The sequence below is a fragment of the Paenibacillus sp. FSL K6-4396 genome (assembly GCF_038002525.1).
Classification (GTDB): Bacteria; Bacillota; Bacilli; order Paenibacillales; family Paenibacillaceae; genus Paenibacillus; species Paenibacillus amylolyticus_B.
The window spans coordinates 7,013,528-7,038,656 of record NZ_JBBOCR010000001.1; the positions used below are offsets into that span (position 1 = coordinate 7,013,528).

Below are 25,129 nucleotides of genomic sequence, written 5' to 3' on the forward strand. Positions count from 1 at the left end.
CTGGCCCTACAAAAAAATGCCTAAAAAAGCCTTTGCCGACCCCCAATGTCAGCAAAGGCTTTTCGTTTTAAATTGTTTATTGATCAATCAAGTTGGTTACTTTCAACATTCTTGCAATCAATGCAGTGACCTCAGCACGGGTCATCGTAGTCTTCGGACTCAGAACCTCTGGTCCATTACCTTGGATGATTCCGGCTGCAATCAACTGGGCTACATCTTCTTTCGCCCAATTCGATACATCCGCTGCATCACTATAACGTTCCAGTTCAGCGTTCATCTGATCCGGGCTAATTGCCGCTTCCGGTTCAATCAGACGATACGCACGAGCAACCATGGCAAATCCTTGCTCACGTGTGATCTCCTGATTACCGTAGAAGTTCCCATTATCGTAACCGCGAACGATACCGAATTCATTCGCAAGGGCTACCGCGGAGCGGAACCATGCGGAATCGTTAACGTCAGGGAATAGATTCTGTGGTGCATCCTGACGCATTAAGCCCAGTCCAAGCACAACAATTTCGGCAAACTCGGAACGAGTAACCTGACGGTTCGGTGAGAAGGTGTTATCTCCGTTACCTTGCAGATCTAATCTCGCAGCGATGTTGTTCACATCCGTTTTGCCCCAGTGGGATCTGGCATCTTCAAAATCCTGCGGATTCCAGATGACCGAGTAACTTCCGCTGCTGCGCAAGTCATTAATGAGTGCATAGTAACGACTATCGATCTTCGTGACAACCGTTGGTACATGGAAGATGCTACCGTCCGGGTTAATGATCACGCCTGTGGTAATCCGGTTCGGATCGATACCTTCTGGAAGTGCAATATACTTCGGTGCATAACCGTTCAACTGGCCGGATCTAACTGTCTGTCCATCTTTCGTAAATGTCAGATCCAGATCGACCGGATCCACCAGAAGCTCATACCCTTCGGTTGCAGCCTTGTTTTTCACGCTGCTGATCAAGGCATCCGAAGAACGTGCAATGTCGACATGTACAGCAATATCTTTCATTGCAACGTTGCCCAGTTGCTTGGACACACCGTTCAGGTCCATTTTGCCACCAGGTACCGGATAGATCGCCAACGGATTGCTAATGTTCAATTTGGAACCTTGATCTACTAATTGTTTCAATGTTTCGAGGGTTAAACCATCCACCTTCATATCCCCATCATTCGGCGAATGAATGGCGAACTGCTGACCTGTGCCTTGTGACATGGCAACATTCAACTTGGCTGGATCAACTTGAACCAATGTTTCTTTGTTGTCAGATGGTTTGGATGTAGCAAATGGTTGATGGCTACCATCCCGAGTTGTTTCCAAATTATCCTTCACGGGTGCCGTTGGTGTTGGTACTGGCGCAGGGGCAGGTGTGCTTCCACCGTTACCTCCCGTATTTCCACCGCCATTGTTCCCGCCGCCGTTGTTGCCTCCACCATTGTTACCATTGTCACTGGACGCTCTGGTGATAACCGTAGTGTACTCCGTCTGCAAACCATTCGTATCTGTAACTCTAATGACAATTGTGTTTGAACCTACCTTAAGTGCAAGATCATCACTACTACTGCCGCTCTCCACTTCCTTCCAGATTCCATCATGCAAAATCTCAATTTTGTCTGTAGAATCAGGAGCAGTTGGGTAAATACGTAGATTGTACACATCATTGGTTACCGTTGCTGCGTAGTTGAATTGGTTTGGATCAAATGCTTGGTTCAACGCAATATTTTTCCCAAATGAATCGGTCAGACTCAGCTGTGTCAGTGCTTCTTTTACAATAGTAAATGTTTTCGTTTTCGTAACGGAACGTCCTCCATCCACTGCTGTTACCTCAACGGTATAAGTGCCGGGTGCCAGATCTTCATCCAGATGATAGGACCAGTTTGGATCCCCAGCATTCCAGATCAAACTTCCTGCAACATCAACTACATTTCCATCCGCATCTTTCAACACTGCACTCAGCGTATCTGTATCCGTATGGACCGTACCCGAAACCGTTGGCTTCTTATCTGAAGTACTCCCTGCTGGTTCAGTAATCTTCAGCGCGCTCGCGAATGGGTCTTCCAAATCGAATTGGAAATCATGAACCAATGTCCCTTCTGCTCCCTGGCCTTTTAGATAGCCAGATGTTCCATTGTAAGCAACGTTAACCTTCTCATCACTTGATAATTTAACCGATTCGGGCAAGGTCAAAATCAATTTTGTAGGATCAGATCCGTCGATGACAGCTCCGACAACTTCTACGGTTTGCCCACCTACCGTAACTGTAAATGCACTACTTAGATCCACTTCAGAAACTACTTCGATACTTTTATCAAAATGAATGGATATCGTGCTTTCGCCCTCGATGAAGCTGCCGCTGTCCGCTTTGGGTTGATTCTTGACCAATCCATCGATTGCGTTATCCAATAATCTTAACAGGTCATTTACCTGAGTCTGTGTTACCAAAGGATTGCTCAAAAGTGTCTGTGCCTCTTGGACTTTGGTTTGCAATGCATTCCATGAATCTGTCGTGTAATCACCATTCGATAAAGCTAAGGCTTCTTTCACTTTTTTCGCTAATGACATTGTATTGACTGCGTGAAGAGCCTGATCGAATTCATCAACCTTGAGTCCGGTTAACGCGTCTCTCAACGTGCCACTACCGTCATAGTTAATTGTAATTTCTTCTCCCGATTCAAGCTGAGCTTCCGTCAGAGGGATGGAAATCGTAGATCCATTAGCTATAAATTGACTAAGATTATCATACACGGTACCTCCAACTGTGACGGTGAAACCCTTCAAATCATCCGATTTCACGTCACGATTGAAGGTAAGATTTAGAATTCCATCGTCGTTTACTTGCGATGTTTGCAAATGGGCACCCTTAGGTTCCGGATATGCAGCTGCAAACGTGAAGTAAGAACCGTCCGCAAAGTTGGAACTGTTTAATGTAACCTTTCCATCCGTTACTGGATAAAAGATATCATTATTGTCAAAAGAGTCATCTTGGCTAAGAATGATGTAGCTTGGTGTTACACCTTCAGCATCATCCACTTGAAGTGTGATATCTTGATCATTCCAGTTCGTTTTGTCCACCTGATATGAACGATCCATGATCTTTACACGAAAGCCATCTTTCACGATGGATGCACTTACATAAGATACGGTATCGTTCACGCTCTTGTCTGCAAACATAAAGAAGGAGTTGTTATCCATCGTATTCTCATTGTCGGCATTATCTGAATGAATCGTATCTCCAAGAGCAATGGCTACATTTGAGCCGACTCCTTGTGACTTGGATTGTTTCTGGTCCTGGGCACCCAAGTCATCACGTCCGATCCCGGTAATGCGATTCTTGTAATCTGCCTGGTTCGACGAATTCCAGAAAACCGTACCTTCTTCTCCGTTCCAATCACTGGCAACATAGTTGTCTGCCAGAGTGATTCCGTATTTTAACCCCAAGTAACTGTACACTTTAGTTCTTTCAACGTCCTGTAACTCGCGATTATATAATATCGTTTCCGATATTAGTCCATTAAACCTTCGATTATGCCCTGCTCCGAAGTAGTAACCCGTAGCACTCGTGGCACTATTAAAGTTCGCTGTTCCTGCAGTTGTTTTATCGATTAACTTCGTACTATTTAAATACATCCCAAAATAATTCTCAGTGCGAAGTACATTGAAAATATCTGCTTGCCCTAACTGATACGGGTTACCTGCATTATTTCGAATCAATTCGTCGTTCCCTGCATTGCCAAATGAAGATCTGATTACACTTGTACTGTACGTGTCGGTACTTCCTTGGCCGCCAAAATGCCAAGGGAAACCGCTCGCAGCAGCTCCTTGAATGGAAAATGCCTCACGAGCGACATCCGTTGTATGGAAAGGCTCCCTGACATAGTATCCTTTGTTGCCATCAATTAATATACCGCTGTTAAAGTTAATGGCACCTGTAACTAAGGTGTTAGGATTTACGATACTCCACACATTATCATGTTCTACATTGGGGTCCAGATCTACCAGATCGGTCAAAGAAGTGATTTTACTGCCGTCAGCTGCCAGATTCATACTTTGCTCAACGTCAATCCATGATATGAGTCCATCGCTTACACCACCCGGATATCCCCCTGCGGTAATCGCGGTACTGTTGGATACAGGATTTTCAGTATCTGCATGAGCTTCTATGGCTGGAAACAAAATTGGTGTAGGCAATATACTCGCAACCATCACCAAAGAAAGCACCCTTGACCATACTCTTGTCATTTTGCTGTTGTGCAAATTCTTATTGTTCTTCAAACACTTGTCACACCTTTCGACTAATATCTAATTTTAGCTAAATCATTCTTCTCATAATCCCTTTCAGGATGCTGATTTACTAGATTGTGTTAATTTTGAAATACTTCATTGCTTATTCTACACTGAGCCTCTTACCAAACTCTTACCAAGCTATACGATAATGAATACAAACGATAGCAAGGAGGATATGAGGGTGGATAACCTTTTATCATATCCTCTAGCAGGAGACACATAGAGTTCAGCGGCTCCAACGTCAGTTCAAAAAATAAAAAGCCTTTGCCGACCCCCAATGTCAGCAAAGGCTTTTCGTTTTAAATTGTGTTTATTGATCAATCAGGTTTGTTACTTTCAACATTCTTGCAATCAATGCAGTGACCTCAGCACGGGTCATCGTAGTCTTCGGACTCAGAACCTCTGGTCCATTACCTTGGATGATTCCGGCTGCAATCAACTGGGCTACATCTTCTTTCGCCCAATTCGATACATCCGCTGCATCACTGTAACGTTCCAGTTCAGCGTTCATCTGATCCGGGCTAATTGCCGCTTCCGGTTCAATCAGACGATACGCACGAGCAACCATGGCAAATCCTTGCTCACGTGTGATCTCCTGATTACCGTAGAAGTTCCCATTATCGTAACCGCGAACGATACCGAATTCATTCGCAAGGGCTACCGCGGAGCGGAACCATGCGGAATCGTTAACGTCAGGGAATAGATTCTGTGGTGCATCCTGACGCATTAAGCCCAGTCCAAGCACAACAATCTCGGCAAACTCGGAACGAGTAACCTGACGGTTCGGTGAGAAGGTGTTATCTCCGTTACCTTGCAGATCTAATCTCGCAGCGATGTTGTTCACATCCGTTTTGCCCCAGTGGGATCTGGCATCTTCAAAATCCTGCGGATTCCAGATGACCGAGTAACTTCCGCTGCTGCGCAAGTCATTAATGAGTGCATAGTAACGACTATCGATCTTCGTGACAACCGTTGGTACATGGAAGATGCTACCGTCCGGGTTAATGATCACGCCTGTGGTAATCCGGTTCGGATCGATACCTTCTGGAAGTGCAATATACTTCGGTGCATAGCCGTTCAACTGGCCAGATCTAACTGTCTGTCCATCTTTCGTAAATGTCAGATCCAGATCAACCGGTGTGACAAGTAGCTCGTATCCTTGGGATGCGGCTCTTGTCTCGGCGCTGTCAATCAAAGCATCCGAGGAACGTGCGATATCAACATGGACATCAATATCATTCAACGCTGCATTACCAAGCTGTCTGGACACACCATTCACGTCCATTTTACCGCCAGGTACCGGATAGATTGCCAGCGGATTGCTAATGTTTAGTTTGGAACCTTGATCCACCAATTGTTTCAATGTTTCGAGGGTTAAACCGTCCACCTTCATATCACCATCATTCGGTGAATGAATGGCAAACTGCTGTCCTGTGCCTTGTGACATGGCAACATTCAGCTTGGCTGGATCAACTTGAACCAACGTTTCTTTGTTGTTAGATGGTTTGGATGTAGCAAATGGTTGATGGCTACCATCCCAAGTTGTTTCCAAATTATCCTTCACGGGTGCCGGAGTAGGCGTTGGTACTGGCGCAGGTGTAGGTGCTGGTGTGCTTCCACTGTTACCGCCCGTATTTTCACCGCCGCCATTGTTGCCTCCACCATTGTTACCATTGTCACTGGATGCTCTAGACACGTTAATTTTATACTCCGTAACATGGCCAAGTGAATCCGTTACTCTAACAACGATCTTATTTCCACCAACTTGGAGCGGTAAATTCTCACTTACAGTACCACTTGAAACCTCGTTCCATTCTCCATCTCCAACAGCTATTTCAATCTTGGCAAGTGGATCAAGTGCCGTTGGCGTTAGCTGAAATTGATATACGCTATTTGGCACAGAGATGGTGTAGGTATCTTTAGCCGGATCAAAGGCCGGAGACAAGCCTCCCACGGAAGGGACCAGTGTTTGCAAGGTAGATGTATCCGTACCAATCACTTTGGTAAGTCCTGTTCTAGCGTTAGTCAGATCTTGAAGTGCCTTATCTACCTGCGCTTGAGTTGCTGTCAGATCATTAAGCACTCGATTTGCTTCATTCATCGCATTATCCAGTGCTGTCCAGCTTGCTGGTGTGTAGGCTGACTCTTCCAGGCTTTCACCTGTAATTTCAGTTACTTTCGCTTGCAAAGCTGATTTATCTACAACGGGTACAGATGTTGTAGGGATTAGGCCCGTTCTTGCATCTGTCAGATCCTGAAGCGCTTTGTCTACCTGCGCTTGGGTCGCTGTCGGATCATTCAACACTCGCTCTGCTTCATTCATCGCATTATCCAGTGCTGTCCAGCTCGCTGGCGTATACGCTGATTCTTCCAGGTTTTCACCTGTAATTTCAGTTACTTTCGCTTGCAAAGCTGATTTATCTACAACGGGCACAGATGTTGTAGGGATTAGGCCCGTTCTTGCATCTGTCAGATCCTGAAGCGCTTTGTCTACCTGCGCTTGGGTCGCTGTCGGATCATTCAACACTCGCTCTGCTTCATTCATCGCATTATCCAGTGCTGTCCAGCTCGCTGGCGTATACGCTGATTCTTCCAGGTTTTCACCTGTAATTTCAGTTACTTTCGCTTGCAAAGCTGATTTATCTACAACGGGCACAGATGTTGTAGGGATTAGGCCCGTTCTTGCATCTGTCAGATCCTGAAGCGCTTTGTCTACCTGCGCTTGGGTCGCTGTCAGATCATTAAGCACTCGATTTGCTTCATTCATCGCATTATCCAGTGCTGTCCAGCTTGCTGGTGTGTAGGCTGACTCTTCCAGGCTTTCACCTGTAATTTCAGTTACTTTCGCTTGCAAAGCTGATTTATCTACAACGGGTACAGATGTTGTAGGGATTAGGCCCGTTCTTGCTTCTGTCAGATCCTGAAGTGCCTTGTCTACCTGCGCTTGAGTTGCTGTCGGATCATTCAACACTCGCTCTGCTTCGTTCATCGCATTATCCAGTGCTGTCCAGCTCGCTGGTGTATACTCCTCTTCGTCCAGCTCGCCTGTTTCGATCTTATCTTTAATATCATCGAATTTGGCTTTCAACTTCGCCTTATCAATAGCAACAACATAATTTTTTGAATTCGACTCTTCTGAATCTGAATAGGCTGGATTGTTCGTCTTCGCTGTTACTGTCACTTTGTAGGTGCCAACTTCTAGCGTTGGTACCAATTGCGACAGGTTAAGCGCCGTTCCGGTTACTTCCTCCGTCCGCTTCGTGCCGTCTCCCAGTTCAATCGTTACTTCATATTTATCTGCATGTGCAACTGCTTCCCATGTCAACTCATCGTCGGTCAGTGTGACGTCCGGTACCGTCAAAGGAGTAGCAGCAGTTGCAATGGTAAAGTACGAGTTCGGACCAAAACTAGAGGTACTCAGGGTTACTTGGCCGTTCTCAATCAAATGTAATGAGTTTGGATTACCAAATTGAGTATTATCGCTGATCACAACATACCGAGGCAACGCCGGGTTACCTCCCGTTTCGTCTACCTGAAGTGTAATCTGTGATTCAGTCCAGTTTGCTTTCTGTACCTTGAAGATACGCTCCATCCCAAGTAGTTTTTTCCCATCTTTCGTAATTGGTGTTTTGAATTCAGTACTTGCTCCATTGTCACCAAACGTAAAGAAAGAAGAATCCTTTAAGAATTCATTTTTATTTGCAGAATTGGTATCCTCAACACTGTTGCCCAATGCAATCGTCAACGTAGATCCCAGTTCCTGCGCTTTGGCTTGTTTCTGCATCAATCCGCTCTGATCATCTCGACCGATGCTTGTAATGCGATGGGTATAGACTGCGTTCTCCTGGGCATCCCAGATAGTTGCCATGTTTGAATCGACATATGAATTGGCTGTCGTCTGATCCAGCGTATAGCCGTATTTGATCGCCAAATATGTGCTGACTTTTTGGCGTTCTGCGTCCGTCAGAGCATGGTCAAATACGATGATTTCTTCAATCGTACCCTGCCAATGTTCAATGCCCGTTGCTGCTGGGATCAGCTTGCCGACTACTGCTCCGCCAGAGTTACCAGTATCCCATAGCTTCACATTATCTTTTCCCCAGTCATTTAGTTGCTGTACCTGCTTCATTTTACTGTACAATCTAGCTATGTTGGGTTCAGTTTCCCCGCCTGTCCAAGTAACAAATTGCTCGTTCGGGAATGTCGTGCCCAAGAATCCTTCAGGGGTGTATAATGTTTGGTTCCTGTCACTGTTAAATGTCGTCAAGCCGCCCCTTGTATTATTCTGAAGCATCCCCATACCCGTATAAGCACCCGGTGTTTGTACTCCCCATGAAATAATATAATTGAGGCCTCCAGTTTTATTGGTTCTACTAACGGTAATGATCGATCTGGGGCTCTTCCCTTGAGGAAGCTTACTTACATCCAGATTCATAAAACTACTCGTGCCGTTATATTCCAATACCGGATTGAAATTGATATTATGATTTTTATCATCCCAATAGGTCGGTTGGTTAGCTTCCGTACTTTGGGTTGCATTGTTTATTTTACTGCCTTGATCTTCCCAAGTACTCACCTTTTGGCCACTGGCAACTCCCATCCCCAGATCTGATCGTAGCCACAGTGCAGAGGCACCAATTCCACCTGGACCAACAGGAGTCTCGTTAGTCGCCTCCGCTTGAACCAAACTCATGGGCAACGTTCCAATCACCAGAATAAAGGAAAGAACCAGCATGGACATTCTTTGCCATGGTTTCTTCCGGATTTCTGCTGTGTACATAATTTCCTCCTACTTAATATGTTATTTTTGGACTGCTTACTGACTCAAAACATCATATCTACCCTCATCTTGCTTATTCTACACATGGCCTCTTACCAAACTCTTACCAAACCTTTCACTAGCAAATACGACAAAAAAAACAACCTCGCAAACGAAGCTGCAAGGCTGTGTATTTCAATCAAATATTCGAATTTTTCCATTGTTGGTACCATAACTCAACTTCCAGGCCAGGACGTATACCTGCCTCTTGTTCTAACGTAGTGACCAACTGATTATATTGAGCGATCACAGGATCTTTATTACCTAATCGATCATAGGTCTTCATTAAGGCCAATCCGACTTCCTCCAATGATGGCTCGAATTGCTGTACCCGGTGATATAGCGTGAGTGCTTCCGTATTCTGTCCCAGCTCGATGTAATATTGTGCGAGTTGCATGGCGTGGTTACGCCAGAGTGCATGCAATCGCTGGCGCTCCAACTCAGCCCAGACATAATCGTCCTCTCCATAATATTTGCCTTCATATTGATCTGAGGTCTGCCGATGTTCAGCTATTGTAGACGAAGATAATAGAGGCAATCGGTTAAGACGGCTCTCCCATTCTTCCACGTCAATCCTGAATTCACCCGTCTCCAATAGATAACCAAACTGTTGATAACGAATGACCATCTTGTCCTCACCCATGAATTCGTTCATCATGCTGCGTAAGCGATGGATGCCACTGTGCAGATTGGATATACCTCTCCGCTCATCCAACTCTGGCCACAACAGTTCAAGTAGCTTATCCCGCTTAATCGGTTTGTTCCGATGGTGGAGCAAATAGGCAAATAACTCTCTAATCTTGGTTGTTCTGAACTTCATATGTTTTGGCGTCTCATTTGGGTGCACTTGGACTTGGAGCATCCCCAGACAACGGATCAACATGGATGGCCCTTCTGCTATATTCAGACTTGCTGACACCGTTCGGCGTTGATACATCTTCATCGTTTTTTCCAAACGGTCACGCGTTACAGGCTTCATAATATAGTCCAGCACTTCAAGCCCATAGGCCGTCAGTGCATGTTCGTTATATGCGGTTGTGAAAATAACTTCTGTTCCAGGAGAAACCTCATGGATACGTTCGGTTGCCTCGATCCCGTTCATCCCCGGCATTTGAACGTCCATGAAGACGATTTCCGGCAGATGAAGTTTGATCTGATCTATGGCTTCCTGTGCCGTCAGAAAAGAGCCGATAACTTCGCAATCCTCTCTCTCTTGCAACAGTTTGTTCAACCTGCTCAGAGCGAGATATTCATCATCTACCAAAATCACTCTCATATGCACAACTCCTCTGGCTCACTGATCACCCTTTAATCTATAATTTTACCATAAATCCTGACGTGGGACCGCTATCATTTATATATAGAATCTATGTTCCGGTATTCAAAAAAATGTTCATCTTTGGAAGAGGACATGCAGGAATTTGAAATAAACTGTCGAAAACTAAAGTCTGCCATGAAACCTATAACCTATAAAAAGACACCCCGATATGTATTGCTGTCGATTCTATTCCTGACTATTTTGCTTGGCTTTCGCTGGATATGGTCTGAGACTTTCACTATACCCGCACATCCTGAACCCATTGAAGGCTTGTTAGACCTTCGAGGCTGGGACCTCGCCAACACTTCACCCATATCCCTGGATGGAGAATGGGAGTTTTATCCCCAGACGTTAATCTCTACTCGTGACGCGAAAATAACGGATAACCCATCCTCATGGATTCAAGTTCCTGATGACTGGCGTAATGCATTACCACAATCCTCATCATCGTTCGGATATGGGACGTACCGTCTTCGCATACTTTTAGATCCATCTGTGGAGGAAGTCTCTCTCTGGGCTCAGAAAATCCAGGCATCTTCGATCATCGAGATGAACGGGACCATTGTTGCCGAATTCGGCCAACCTGCCACTCATGCCGAAGCCTATCGACCAGAAAGGACTGCATTTACAACTTCCTATGTGCTTGACGGCGCCAGTGAACTTAATCTTTTGGTGCAGACAGCCAATTTTGACGATCCATATAGCGGTGGGATCACACGCTCTCTCTATTTTGGTTCTCCAGAAGCCATTGGAAGTGAACGAGGATTATCCATTGACCTGCAAAAGATTACATTCGCCATACTGATTTTGCACAGCCTATACGCTTTTGTTATGTTTCTGTTTATCCGGAAGGAACGAGCTCTGCTGACGTTCTCAATGCTAACACTGGTTGCTGCCCTAACGGTCGTCTCCGACCATGACAGTCTGTTATTAAGTTGGATTCCACTCAACTTCACTTGGATCGTTAAGGCCAAAGCGTTATCCTATCCGTTGTTCGCATTCTTTCTTTTACAGATGGCTAGAAGCTTCTCCCATAGTCTACAAGGACGTAGATTATTCCGAGCCTATGCCAGCATGCTTGGTATCTACTTTGTATTTCTATTGATTGCACCGGTGACCCTTGTCTACCATGTGCTGGAGACAGGACTTTCTAATTTCCTGTACCTATTTGCTATCGGCTGGTCTGTGTACCTGTTCTTCCGCATGGCTGCCGAGAAGCGAAGGGACGCCAGCTTTTTGTTATTTGCGGCAACCAGCAGCTTATCCAGCGTACTATGGGGAATTGTGAACTCACATAGCGAAATTACCAATGTATATTATCCAATAGATGTTATTGCGGCCATATTCGGCTTTGCCGCGTATTGGTTCAGGAAATACTTCCGTAATTCAAGCGAAATTGAGAAGTTGTACGAGCAGCTCAAAGAGGAGGATCGCCAGAAGGATCAGTTTCTTGTGAATACGGCTCATGAATTGCGTACACCGCTGCACGGGATCATCAATATCGCCGAGAGCATCGCGGTCCGTGAACGGCGTAAATCAGGTGGGCAACAGGCAGAAGACATGAAGCTGTTAGTTACCATCGGCCGACGCATGTCCCAACTGGTTGATGACCTCCTTGATGTCATTCGTTTGAAGGAAAAACGTATTACACTTCAGAAGAAACCTTTATCTCTTGCCTCGGTCATTCCAGGCGTGATCGGTATGTTCCGATTCATGGCAGAGGGCAAGCCCATCCATATGCAGGTGGATATTCCAGACTCACTGCCGTTGATTCAGGCCGATGAGAGAAGACTTGTTCAGGTGCTCTACAACCTGTTGCATAATGCACTCAAATTTACCGATGAGGGTACAATTACCGTGTCCGTTCGGGAACATGGAGAGTACGTCTTGATTCAAATTTCAGATACAGGTGTTGGTATGAGTGAGGAGATACAACAGCGAATATTCGAGGCGTATGAACAAGGGACTCCAGAGGCCCGTTTAAGCGGAGGAATCGGCCTCGGTCTCAATATCAGTAGGCAGCTTACCGAACTCCATGGCGGCCAACTCACCGTGCAATCCGTACCTGGGCAAGGATCGACCTTCCAGATCTCGCTTCCACGGGAAGACACTGCATCGCTATCGGACCAGACTGAGCAGCAATGGGACGCTCACAGCTTCGATGAAATTGCGATTGCAGAGCCGCAGCAGCAGACCGTCTCTCATGATAAGACTGCCGCAAGAATTCTTGCCGTCGATGATGATCCTGTTAACCTGCGAGTACTGATCTCCATGCTTGCGAATGAACCTTACCATATTCAACCTGCAGCCTCGGCGCTTGAGGCACTTGAATTGTTGGATAAGGAGCCTTGGGACTTACTGATTGCCGATGTCATGATGCCCCATATATCCGGTTATGAATTGACCGAGAAAGTACGCAAGCGTTATTCGGTATCCGAGCTTCCCATCCTGTTGCTGACGGCCCGTAACGAACCAGCGGATGTATACGCCGGATTCATGGCCGGTGCTACGGACTATGTCACCAAGCCCGTGGATGCCGTTGAATTAAGGCATCGCATCGGGTCTCTAATTGTACTGAAACAATCCATTGATGAGCGACTGCGCATGGAGGCTGCTTACTTACAAGCACAGATTCAGCCCCATTTTCTTTTTAATACGCTCAATTCAATCATGGTTCTTAGTGAGATGGACACGGAGCGAATGCAGAAACTGGGCGATGCTTTTATCGAGTACCTTCAGACCAGCTTTCATTTTGTTAATTCGGAGAAAATGGTTGAGGTCACTCATGAGTTGGATCTCTCCCGCGCCTATCTCTACATTGAGAAAGAACGATTCATGCATCGGTTGAACGTCATCTGGGATATTCCCGATGATCTCGATCTATCCCTGCCGCCACTCACCATTCAACCGCTCATTGAGAATGCTGTTCGACATGGTATTCTCAGCAAAGTTGAGGGTGGAACCGTGCATATCCGAATTATCAACCAAACAGCGTCCACCTTGATTGAGATCGAGGATGACGGTGTGGGGATGCAGCCCGAGCAGATCGAACGGGCACTGGCATGGCCCAAGAAAGGTCCCGGCGGAACTGGAGGCATTGGATTAACCAACACACATCGCCGGTTGACCCAGATGTACGGACAAGGTTTGACCATCGTCAGCTCGCCGGGCCAAGGTACGAAAGTTTCCTTTGTCATCCCTTTGGACCACAGCATAAGAGCCTGAGCGATAAGATCGTTCTAATGACTCTACAGCCGCATACTGTACGATCGGTATCCGTATACTTTGTGTAAAAGGTCTAAGGGGAACGCGATGATAGCGGACATGTTCAAGTTCAATTCCAAGCTCAAGTTCAGGTTCTGACATACCAAATAAACCAAAAGAGAGCTAAGCCGGGACGAAACCCGTGCTTAGCTCTCTTTTCTATGGCTTCATTATGATCTAACACGATAAGCTAAACGTTATACGTGCAGGACTTGTTTTTCATCCGATAATCCCAGCGCTTTGGCTGTTGAAGAATGAACCTCTTTGAGGAGATCCAGATTCTCCACAAGGGATATGCCGTAGGAAGGAATCATTTCCTTGATCTTTGGCTCCCATGCCTCCATATGCTGCGGGAAGCACCGCTGAAGAATCTCAAGCATGACCTGAACCGCGGTGGATGCACCCGGTGATGCACCTAACAAAGCCGCAATTGTTCCATCTGCAGATGTGACCACTTCCGTACCGAATTGGAGCGTTCCTTTGCCACCTTGGACGGTATCCTTGATGACCTGAACACGCTGCCCTGCCAGAACCATATCCCAATCCTCGCTCTTCGCACCCGGAACAAAATCACGCAATTCTGCCATACGTTGTTCTTTGGATAACATCAGTTGTTGGATCAGATATTTGGTCAAAGAAATTTCTTTGACACCTGCTGCAAGCATCGTAAGCAGATTATGCATCTTAACCGACGTGATTAAGTCAGCATTGGAACCCGTCTTCAAGAACTTCGGCGAGAACCCGGCAAACGGTCCGAATAACAGCGACTTCTTATTGTCGATAAACCGGGTATCCAGATGTGGAACGGACATAGGCGGAGCCCCTACCGAAGCCTTACCATATACCTTGGCATGATGCTGTTCCACGACTTTTTGATTTTTGCACACCATAAAGATGCCACTGACCGGGAATCCGCCGATATGTTTACCTTCCGGAATGCCCGTCTTCTGGAGCAAATGCAGACTTCCGCCGCCCGCACCAATGAAGACGAATTTCGCCTTATGGCGTTCGACTGCACCGCTCTTCAGGTTTTTCACGGACAGTTCCCATTGTCCATCGCTGGTGCGTTTCATATTCTTCACGCTATGTTGGTAGTGGATGCCCACGTGTTGTTCCTTCAAATGTTTGATTAGCATACGCGTTAAAGCACCAAAGTTAACGTCCGTACCGGAGTCAATTTTGGTTGCTGCAACAGGCTCATTACTTGTACGATCTTTCATCATTAGCGGCATCCATTTCGCCAGTTCTTTCTTGTTATCCGAGAATTCCATGCCTGCGAACAACGGGTGATTCGACAAGGAGTCATAACGTCTTTTCAAAAACTGGACATTGCTCTCTCCATGTACATAACTCAAATGAGGAATCGGCATAATGAAGTCCCGCGGATTACGAATCAGACGGCTATTGACGAGATAGGACCAAAATTGCTTTGAGATCTGAAATTGTTCATTCACTTTAATCGCTTTGCTAATATCTACGGTTCCGTCTGGTCGTTCAACGGTATAGTTAAGTTCGCACAATGCAGCATGCCCGGTTCCGGCATTATTCCATTCATTGGAGCTTTCCTCTCCTGCAGTGGCTAGCTTTTCGAAAACCTTAATATTCCAGTCTGGTGCCAATTCTTTTAGCAAAGTTCCCAAAGTTGCACTCATAATTCCGGCACCAATCAAGATAACATCTGTACTCGTTTGTCCCTGGCTCATGTCTACCGTCCTTATATCCTATATTTGCCAAAAGGATGTAAGCGTTATCGATTTGGCATTTGCAGCAAGCCCATTCTTGAACGGGGTCGCACCTTCTCTGAATGATTATAACCTTGATCTAGTGTATCAATAATATAGAGCAATTTAAATATGCAATTTCAAGATATTTGCTATTCCATCAGTATACGCTAGTTTACATCGGAACGTTAGCCCGGTTATAGGCCTGAAAGATTTATTTGTTCAAAACAAAGAAAGGAGCCCGGCTTTAGGGGGACTTGGCACATGAAAGGTTGTATAGCCTTATTTAGTCGTGAAAATGGATGCACGAAGAGCCACTCTCGAATGTTTCGCTAAGCGGCTCTTTATTGTTTTAAATGACTATCACAGCCAACGGCGTTTCGGGGAGTACTCAGAAAATTGAAATCAGTTCCTTCGTGTACGGATGGCGTTCTTCAGCGAACAACGCATCTGCGCCAAAGCGGTCAACGATCTGACCTTCTCGCATAACGATGATGCGCTGGCTCATGCGATGTACTGCAGCCAGATCATGCGAGATGAACACGTATGAAAGACCAAGTGATTTGCGGAGATCCGTAAGCAATTGCAAAACTGCACCTTGCGAGATCACGTCCAGGCTGGCCGTCGGTTCATCCAGAACAACAACGTCCGGCTCAATGCCAATAGCACGTGCGATCGTGACGCGCTGACGCTGTCCACCACTTAGTTCATGGGGGTATCGTCCAGCCAAATCGCTTGGAAGCTCGACCGCTTCAAGCAGCTTTTGGACGTAAGCATCCTTCGATGTGTAAGTAAAGTGGGACAGTTCGGCGTTCCGTCCAAGTTGTTCGTACGGATCGATTAGCGAGTCGGCAATCTTGAGCTTGGGATTCAGTGCTGCCATTGGATTCTGGAAAACAATCTGTATCTTCCGGCGATGAGGTCGCAACTGTCGGCCGCTCAGCCGTGCGATATCCTGTCCGCCCAGTGTAATCGAGCCCTTATCCGCATCTTCGATCCGTAGCAGACAGCGGGCTAGCGTACTCTTGCCACAGCCGCTCTCGCCAACCAGGCCTAGACACTCACCGCGGTTCAGGGCAAAGGATATATCATTCACAGCCGGTCGGTCTGCACCTGCATACGTTCGACCGAGATGTTCCACGTGAAGCACGGGATGACTAAGGATGCTGGGCGAGGAAGCAGTCTTTGCAACGGCGGTATCTATAACGGTATCTGTATGTGGATGATCTGTATCTGTAGCAGTTATGACTGCCTGATCTGTATCCACAGTATCTATGACCACATTGTCTGTATTTGCATGTTTTGCGCCTGTAGCAAGGTCATGGCTTCGATCAACCGATTCTTCGGACTTCACAAGTTCATCGCGTTCTTCTTCTGTGTTCTTCATTCCGTTCCCACCTCCTTCAATCCCGACTTCAGCGAGCGACTCAGAACGGGAGCCGCCTCGATCAGTTGGCGTGTGTATTCATGCTGGGGATGATCGAGAATACGATGCTTGCCGCCCGATTCGACGATCTGCCCTTCCTTCATCACAGCCAAGCGGCTGGCATAGCGACGTACATGACGCCAGTCGTGTGTAATAAACAGAATCGCACAGCCCGTCTCCGCTTGTTTGCGTGCCAGCAATTCCAACACGCGATGCCCAGACACACTGTCCAGTGCCGTTGTTGCTTCGTCAGCAATCAGCAGACGAGGGGAGAGCATCAGCGATGTGGCAATAGATGCCCGCTGAAGCTGTCCACCGCTCAACTGGAACGGATAGCGACGCAGCAATTCAGCGCCAAGGCCAACCGATTCCAATGCTTCCTCCGCCCGTTTCTTACGGATGGCAGAAGACTTCTCCCCATGAACCTTCTGGTATTCATCAAAGTGTCCACCAATGCTACGAAATGGCGTAAATGCTCCCTGATAGTCTTGGAAAATATATGAGATGCGGCTTCCCCGCAGGGCGCGCATCTCCTTTGGATTCCGTTCCAGCAGGTTGCTGCCTTCGAACATCACTCGTCCTGACGCATGCAAGTTGGGCGGCAGCAGACGCCCGATTGCTTGCGAGAGCAAGCTTTTGCCGCTACCGCTCTGTCCAACGAGTGCCATGAATTCACCTTCGCGAACAGCTAGAGAGACTTGATCTACAATCGTACGATCCCGGCTGGAGATGCTCAGTTCCTCAATGGAGAGAATCACGGCTGCACCTCCTTCTTCACATCAAAGCGGTCTCGCAGATAGTCGCCCAGCATGTTGGCAAGCAGGACTACCGAGACAATAGCGAGACCCGGGTAGATCATCAGCTCCGGCCGAGACTGGAAGTAAGGCCGCGAGTCGTTCAGCATCGCACCCCATTCAGGTGTTGGCGGCTGTGCGCCTAGGCCGATGTAGGATAATGATGAGATGAGCAGGATGATTTTGCCCAGATCGAGACTGGCTAGCACGAGCACATGGCCTGCGATATGTGGAAGCAGATGTTTTCTCATGATGCGACCGTCGGATAGTCCGTTGGTCCGGGCGATGCGAATGTAATCCTTTTGGGACTCCGATAAAACCGTACTTCGAACGAGACGCGCATAACTAACCCACTTCACGATCACGATCGCCAACACCAGATTGCCGATTCCCGCCCCCAGCAGGCCACTTAGTACAATTGCGACAATGGTATCGGGAAAAGCAAGAAAGGCATCCGCGATCCGCATGAACAGTTTATCAACCCAGCCACGTTTGTAACCCGCGATCAAACCAAATGGAATACCGATCAGCAGTGCAGCACCGAGTGCCAGTAAGCTATAACCTAGCGTTTGGCCGCCGCCAAGCAGCAGACGTGTCATTACATCGCGTCCCAGATGGTCGGTACCGAACGGATGGAGAGCACTCGCACCCTGCAATCGTCCACGCAGATCGGTTAAGGTGTGGTCATGTTTTAAGTATAAAAAGGCATATACGGAGGCCGCGATGACCAGCAGTGCAAACAGCAGACCAACGATCGCCTGCCAGCTATGTTTTTTAGATTTTGCAGTTGGAATGGGCAGGGGTATGGTTTTCATCGGTGGGCCTCCTTTTCCTTGAGTTTCATTTCAGGATTCAAATAACGATAAGATAGGTCAACCGCCGTATTCACGAGGAATACTACGATGGCCATGATCAGGATGTAACCCTGAATCAGTGGATAATCACGCTGGCGGATGGCGTCAACGACGAGCTTGCCGATCCCCGGATAAGCGAACAACACTTCAATCACGACAACTCCACCAATCAGGCTGCCAAGACTGACGCCAAATACCGTAATCACAGGAGGCAGACTGTGCCGAAACGCGTGAAGCATGAAGATCCGGCCTTCGGATAACCCTCTTGCCCGGGCGGACCGAACGAACTCCTGACTAAGAGAATCTAGTAGGCTGGAACGCAAAAGACGCACATAAACGCTGGAGATGGCAAGTCCCAGCGTCAGAGATGGCAGAATAAGCGAGGTGAATCCATCCCGCCCCATAGTCGGCAGATTGCCAAAGCGTACGCCGAACATGTCGATCAGGATCAGACCCAGCCAGAAGCTTGGCACCGCCGCACCCACAATGGACAACATCCGGCTGCCCCGGTCAATCCAACTGCCGCGATGGAGCGCTGACAGCGAGCCGAGCGGGATCGCTATCACGAGCATAACCAGCAGAGCGCCTATCGTCAGCTCGGCCGTGGCTGGCAGTGCACGCATCAGGGTCTGCATGACGGGCTGACCTGTCGAATACGATACACCGAAGTCGAGTCGAACGAAATCGAGCAACCATTTGCCAAATTGGACAGGAAGCGAATCGTTGAAGCCCATCTCCTCGCGTACAGCTTCGACCTGCTCCTGACTAACAGACAGTTCGTCCACGTTCAGGATCGTCAGTACCGGGTCACCGGGAGCCAGACGAATGAACAGGAAACTCACAAACATAATGAACAACAGAAAGATAAATACCTCAAGGAACTTCCGAAGCAAAATGCGAAACATTACATCACATCCAGCTTATTGGTAATCATGTAATATTCACTGCGAGTGGTAACCCAATTTTTGATCTTCTTGCCGTTATAGGCAACGATTGTACCTGGATGCAGCACAAATGAGTTCAGCACGTTGTCATGCACGTAGTTGGCTGCCTTTTCGGCAAGCACTGCGCGCTTCTCCGGTTCAACTGTGAGATTCAGTTCGTCGATGATCTTGGTCAGTTCTGGATCTTCCGATCCACTGAAGTTAAGCGCACCCTTCGGATGGTACGTTGCATTCAGGTAATAGCCTGCATCCCCACGAGGAGCCGTCAAATTACTGTACGTCGCAATATCCCAGTCGCGGTTGGATGCCATATAGTCTTCCGGCGTGTCAATCTGGCGAATCTGGACGTCGATCCCGATCTTCTTCGCATCAGATTGGAACACTTGAGCGATCAGCGGCAGATCGGCACGGGCTGAATATGTCAGCAGCGTCAGCTGCAATGGTTTGCCATCCTTGGTCATCACGCCGTTTTGCTGCGTGTACCCAGCTTCATTGAGATATTTTACAGCGACATCAGCTCCGGATTCCGTTGTTGTATCCGTATAGGTTGGTGCAAATGGCAACGATGGCAGGAACGGGCCGATGGCTCCTTCACCGTAACCAAGCAGGATTGTGTCCACGATACCCTGACGGTCAATCAGCGCGTCCAGTGCACGACGAACATTGAAGTCCTTCATACTCTCCCGCTGCATGTTCATGGTCAGCTGATGCACGCGGAACGTCGATGTAGACTCCACCTTCATGCCGTCTATCGCTTTGAGCGATTCGAGACTCTCGACCTCCGGACGGTATACGATATCTACCTGCCCAGATTTGAGCGCTAGTGTGCGAGCGTTGGCATCTTCATTGAATGAGAACGTGATGGAATCCAGAGGCGATGCTCCGTCCCAATATTCATCATAGCGATCCAGATCCAGCTTGCTGCCTGGGGTAAAAGAGGTCAGCTTGAACGGGCCCGTGCCAATGGGCTTGTTCACAACGTCCGGCTCACTCACGTCGATAATCGCCGTGTTGGGATTCACCAGTTCCGAAGCGAACTCCGGGAACGGCTGAGTTGTGGTGATCTCCAGCTTATCGCCCTCGGCTTCAATCGTATCGATCTTCAGCGCGTTCTGGATCGCTACATTCTCTTCCAGCGCCCGCTCAAGCGATGCCTTAACGGATTCACCCGTCATCGGCTTGCCGTTCTGGAAGGTCACATCATCTCGCAGATCGATCGTCCAGTGCTGTCCGTCCTCGCTCTCCCAGCTCTCGGCGAGCCATGGAGCAACCGTCAGGTTCTCTTCATCGAGACGCACCAAAGTCTCCGTAATGCCCGCGCGCAGCGGCACATAGCTGGAATCCACATGCGGATCTAGCGAACTGGTCGAGAAGTTATATAGGAAGTGAACATTTTTATTATCCGTGGATGACTGCGCAGCGGGACTGGACTCAGATGATCCGCAGGCGCTCAACAGTCCAGCGCTCAAGGCCAAGGAGACCAGCGCTAACAGTGGCGTCTTTTTATTCAAGGTAATGCCCCTCTCTCTTAATCGTAATCATTATGATCTAAACAATGAGTATTATCATATCGTAATGATTACGTTTTGACAAGAGTTATGTTGGTGTTGGAACGAGAAAAAATCCGACTCTCGGATGAGAGCGGATTCTTCATGTTTTTTGTTACATATGAGGGCTTATCTTGTTAACGATTTGCTTTCTAGCTCAATATTGTTTAGAAAGGCTCTACTGCAGTATACTTCGGCACTCTTCTTTTATATTCATCTACCTCTTCAAATGAAATCATACTTAAGCGTTCAGGTACTTTCGTTCGAGAAATGTGGACTCCTTGAAGACAAGAATTACACCATATATCTAAAAAACCTACTCTTGAACGTGTATCTCCCACATACTGATAATTAACTTTAGTCTCTTGGCAGTTAGGACATTTAATAGTAGATATATTTGGGTGGCTCTCAATGATCTCTGTGTTTACCTTGATCCAATCTTTAAATTTAGAGTTCGTCATAGTTATCTTTCCCTTCGCTGATAATACTCCCACCAAGAGCTCTCTGAGCCATAGGCTCCTTTCTCATACTCAAGCAATGTTTCGGGATCTTGAGGCTTACCAAAGACCTTAGTCTGATATATGTGAATCCTCTCATGCCCTAGGGTCTTAACTAGATTCTCTTTACTGCTAAATGCATCCGGATAGAGAACTATCCTGTTACCTTTCGGATCAGCCCATCCATATAAATCCTTCCCTACTAGTTCAGCATCCCGGACTATTTCTATCTTTACCCCTTTGAGTCCTATTCCTGCATCCCCCGCTACCTTATCAACATGTCTTAATTGCATAGGCTCAGATAATTCCTTAAAGGCTCCCGTATTTGAAGTTCTACGATATAAGTCATTGCCACTCTTACTGCTTATATCTGCCTTTTGTTCAGCCTTTTTTATATTATTCTGAATCTTAGATGTCAAACCAGATGACGACGTTTTAAATAATCCTGAACGTCCCGGCATACTCCCGCGAACCATCTGAATGGCCATGAATATCTGACTAAACTTCAGAGAGGTCACCATCATCTGAGCATACTTATCAGATACAGGCTCTCCTGTCGTAGGATGAATCCCCATCTCAAACGCCTTGATCTGTAACGCAAAAATATCTTCCCCAGGCGGTTCAACGTTCACAGCTTGCATACGATTCAAGTCCAGATGTCCCTGATCCCTCTCATAAGCCTGAAGGGCAGCCTGATCCGTAACACCTTTCTCATTCACAGGCATCATTTTACCAAGCATCGCGTTATACGCCATCCTATAGCCCTTATCACCCGAACTTGAATCACCTGTTGATTTGGTCATCATAGCTGCGGCACCGACTGCTCCAAACGCACCACCCAGACTTCCCTTCTGAGCATCTGCATCTTGGAAACGCGTGGCGATATCCTTCAATTCCTTGGATGTATTCACCATACTCTCTAGCGCTTTATCCAGTATAGGTCGTGACTGCTCGAACTCATAGTAAAATCGCTCCTGCGTCGCACCCATCCACATCATCTGAACGAACATGATCTGTCTCGTCAGATCACTTCGTATACTCTCCAACTGTTGTCTGGCTTGATCCACCTGATTTGATACGTGATGTAGTTGTTCAGGGGTAACTTTGATTGTACTCATACGTTTCTCCGCTCATTTGAAATAGGATTATCCTATGTTAGCAGAAGTGTAATATGTAAACTATCCGGCTAACATCCTGATTTCACCATGGTAAAAACACAAGCTGTGCTCCTAATCGGTGCTATGGTCCTATATGCATATACCCACTTCATATCTAAGATACTTAAAAGACGTGTAACCATTAAATTACCACTGGCCTTACTATCTAAACTTTTGAACCTTTATATTAATAGCCTCTGCATTTATGGGCAGAGGCTGGTTTCGTTCTATAAATATGAATATCCAAAGTCATGACTATAATCGGTCGTATCATTTCCTGTAATTGTAATCTCTTCTGCTACACTTTTAAATGCCTCGAGCATTCCTGTTGATAAGTTATTCCAATCTTTAAAATAAGGTTTTAGTAACTTTGTAGCAGCTTTATCATCATACTTAGTGAGGAAATCTCTAGTTGTATTCAATGAGATTATTAATATTATATAATCACCTTCTGGTATTCCACTGATTTTGTAATCACCTTTGCCATTCACTTTTGTGTAATATATACCAACTGAATTAGCTTTTATCTTTTTGTCAGAAATATCAATCATCTGTTGTGTAGTAATTGAAGCTTTCTTTTGTTTTTTTGGAATTAAGTAAACTACTGCTCCAACATCCGCTTTAGTTCCAATAAACTTATTATATTGATAGGTAACTGCCCCCTCTAATTTACCGACTACTGGTTTTTTAGTAGTCTTTGTGGCTGCATCAACACCTGTTGAAAATAATGTAGTTAACATAAAGACTGTGATTACAAGTAACATAACTTTACGCATGCTAAACCCCCGTTAATTTTATTTGACTTTATTATTTACTCAACTTAGCTTCGCCAAGAACAATATCGATTTGTTCCCCTTTATTCAAAGCTGCTTCAAAGACAATTTGGAGTTTTAGCACACCTGTAACATCAACGTTAATTTTTTCAGGTACGTCCCCGCCCTTCATTTCATCTTTTCTAAATAATTCTTCGCCATCGCCTTTTATCACTAATGATCCTAAATTTTTAGAATTACGTGTGTAATCATCAATTCCGATAAATCCAGTTAGCTTTTTATATCCACCATTTAAGTTATAATCTACAGATACTATTTCATCATCGTTGTAGAACGAATAACTATCTAGTATAGCACCAATCCCATGTAAATATTTTTGATTAGCTATAGTAAATTTCAACCCATCAGGATGCTTCCAATTCTTAAAATATACATTATCTACTCTACCATCAATCCTAGCATAAGAAACTTCGTCCAAATACTTAAATGTTCCAGCTTTAGTACCGAAAGAGGCTGTCTTACTTTTCCCGTCATACGTGAAGGATTCCCCCATAGTTTGAGCTGCTGTTTTAGCTGGTACGTACAAATTACCGTTATACACGATTGATTGGGTTGTGCTCTTATGTACTCCGTTGAACATCATCTTAACGTTCTCCATAACTACACTAATCTTAGTATTAGTTCCTGCAAAAGCTGTTGCTCCTGTTAATAATGAACCTATTAATACACCTATAACTAAACCTTTAACTTTGTCTTTCATGTCTTTTCTCCTTTTTGGGTATATTGAATTCTTGATAAGCATTCCAATAATACCCAAAAAGGAGGCCGTTGTATATAGTATTGTTGTTAGATGAGACACTAGCTTTATTCGTTAATCTACTTCATTTCCTCCAACATCACCCGATACCGTCCAATCTGCTCCGCTGTCGCCTCTTCCCGCAATGATTCCAACAATGCCATACACCTTATAAAAAACCGATCCAACCCAAGCTTATCCGCTAACCGAATCGCCTGCAAAATGCACTCCACGGCCACCTGTGGCCTTCCCATCCACTGTTCATACAAAGCCCGCTGATAACAGTAATGGTACATATCATCATTGTTTGAAGAATTCATTTCTGTGCCATCGTCCAGTATCTGATCCTCGAACACATGTAAAAGCCGATCAATCTGCCATCTATGCCGCACTGCTGCTTCCGTAATCACTTTTAGACCCACCAACCATTCCTCCGGATGCTCAAGCAAAAAGTTCACAAACTCCTCCAGCAGCTCCAACTGCCCGGCTTCAATCTCAAGAGCATACCGATTCACCTGTGCCTTATGCTTAAACTCCTGCACCGCCTGCATGCCTACCTCATCCAAATCCTCCATCCAGCCTAGTTCTGCATATTGATCGATACATGCCCGCGCCTGATCTACCTGTCCCATCTTTTGGTGAGCCATACCCCGCATTAAGTGACTGAACCCGTAATAGTAGACCAAGGGCCTCTCGATGTGTATATGTGGTGCAGGCACTCCCTTTGACTGATACTCCTGCCGCTCTTCATGGATAGACTGAACACATTGATATAACATGTCCGCCCTCTCCATCACCTTGTTCCAATTTTCAAAAGCCACAGCCATGTCCAACATTTCAACAATGATGTCCGGTTTGAGTGATTTTAGGATAGATTTGCGCAAAGAGAAGTCCTCCTTAATTATCCATTTTTTTATAATTGTATAAATAAATCAAA

14 protein-coding genes are annotated in these 25,129 nt (G+C 46.3%); 1 reads left to right on the forward strand and 13 read right to left on the reverse strand.

The features are described 5' to 3' along the window. Positions 1-76 precede the first annotated feature (76 nt). From MHB85_RS30610 to MHB85_RS30620, 3 genes are all read right to left on the reverse strand, one after another. Positions 77-4,237: an S-layer homology domain-containing protein gene (locus MHB85_RS30610; protein WP_146118066.1), complete on the reverse strand. Its 4,161-nt coding sequence runs from the start codon at positions 4,235-4,237 to the stop codon at positions 77-79. A 355-nt stretch (positions 4,238-4,592) separates the two neighbouring features. Continuing rightward, positions 4,593-9,062 carry an S-layer homology domain-containing protein gene (locus MHB85_RS30615; RefSeq protein WP_149846875.1) on the reverse strand — a complete coding sequence of 1,490 codons (4,470 nt, stop codon included), beginning with the start codon at positions 9,060-9,062 and terminating at the stop codon, positions 4,593-4,595. Positions 9,063-9,240: 178 nt separating this feature from the next. Continuing rightward, complete coding sequence (locus MHB85_RS30620; RefSeq protein ID WP_091012297.1) at positions 9,241-10,377, reverse strand: response regulator; 1,137 nt, start codon at positions 10,375-10,377, stop codon at positions 9,241-9,243. Positions 10,378-10,554: 177 nt separating this feature from the next. On the opposite strand from MHB85_RS30620, the gene MHB85_RS30625 reads away from it, so the two are divergent. Then, complete coding sequence (locus MHB85_RS30625; protein WP_223199817.1) at positions 10,555-13,644, forward strand: hybrid sensor histidine kinase/response regulator; 3,090 nt, start codon at positions 10,555-10,557, stop codon at positions 13,642-13,644. Between the two features lie 236 nt (positions 13,645-13,880). On the opposite strand, the gene MHB85_RS30630 is transcribed toward MHB85_RS30625, so the two are convergent. The 10 genes from MHB85_RS30630 to MHB85_RS30675 form a co-directional block, all read right to left on the reverse strand. After that, a complete protein-coding gene (locus MHB85_RS30630) occupies positions 13,881-15,386 on the reverse strand; it encodes a malate:quinone oxidoreductase (protein ID WP_105600565.1) in 1,506 nt (501 codons plus the stop codon). A 409-nt stretch (positions 15,387-15,795) separates the two neighbouring features. Next, positions 15,796-16,791, reverse strand: a complete 996-nt coding sequence (locus tag MHB85_RS30635) for an ABC transporter ATP-binding protein (RefSeq protein WP_192136317.1) — start codon at positions 16,789-16,791, stop codon at positions 15,796-15,798. After that, positions 16,788-17,588: an ATP-binding cassette domain-containing protein gene (locus tag MHB85_RS30640; RefSeq protein ID WP_192136318.1), complete on the reverse strand. Its 801-nt coding sequence runs from the start codon at positions 17,586-17,588 to the stop codon at positions 16,788-16,790. Before MHB85_RS30640 ends, MHB85_RS30635 begins: the two co-directional genes overlap by 4 nt. After that, positions 17,585-18,439, reverse strand: coding sequence for a nickel transporter permease (nikC, locus tag MHB85_RS30645; protein ID WP_192136319.1), 855 nt, complete (start codon positions 18,437-18,439; stop codon positions 17,585-17,587). Before nikC ends, MHB85_RS30640 begins: the two co-directional genes overlap by 4 nt. Further along, positions 18,436-19,383 (reverse strand): nickel ABC transporter permease, encoded by a 948-nt coding sequence (nikB, locus tag MHB85_RS30650; protein ID WP_192136320.1) that lies wholly within the window; start codon positions 19,381-19,383, stop codon positions 18,436-18,438. The genes nikC and nikB overlap by 4 nt, the downstream gene beginning before the upstream one ends. After that, positions 19,383-20,933, reverse strand: a complete 1,551-nt coding sequence (gene nikA / locus MHB85_RS30655) for a nickel ABC transporter substrate-binding protein (protein ID WP_192136321.1) — start codon at positions 20,931-20,933, stop codon at positions 19,383-19,385. Before nikA ends, nikB begins: the two co-directional genes overlap by 1 nt. Before the next feature lie 499 nt (positions 20,934-21,432). Next, complete coding sequence (locus tag MHB85_RS30660; protein ID WP_192136322.1) at positions 21,433-22,584, reverse strand: WXG100 family type VII secretion target; 1,152 nt, start codon at positions 22,582-22,584, stop codon at positions 21,433-21,435. Between the two features lie 266 nt (positions 22,585-22,850). Continuing rightward, entirely contained in the window at positions 22,851-23,399 is a 549-nt protein-coding gene (locus MHB85_RS30665; RefSeq protein ID WP_192136323.1) for a hypothetical protein, read from the reverse strand. Between the two features lie 31 nt (positions 23,400-23,430). Beyond that, complete coding sequence (locus MHB85_RS30670) at positions 23,431-24,156, reverse strand: NPCBM/NEW2 domain-containing protein (protein WP_341074177.1); 726 nt, start codon at positions 24,154-24,156, stop codon at positions 23,431-23,433. Between the two features lie 116 nt (positions 24,157-24,272). Continuing rightward, positions 24,273-25,076 carry a DNA-binding protein gene (locus MHB85_RS30675; RefSeq protein WP_341074178.1) on the reverse strand — a complete coding sequence of 268 codons (804 nt, stop codon included), beginning with the start codon at positions 25,074-25,076 and terminating at the stop codon, positions 24,273-24,275. Positions 25,077-25,129: the final 53 nt, after the last annotated feature.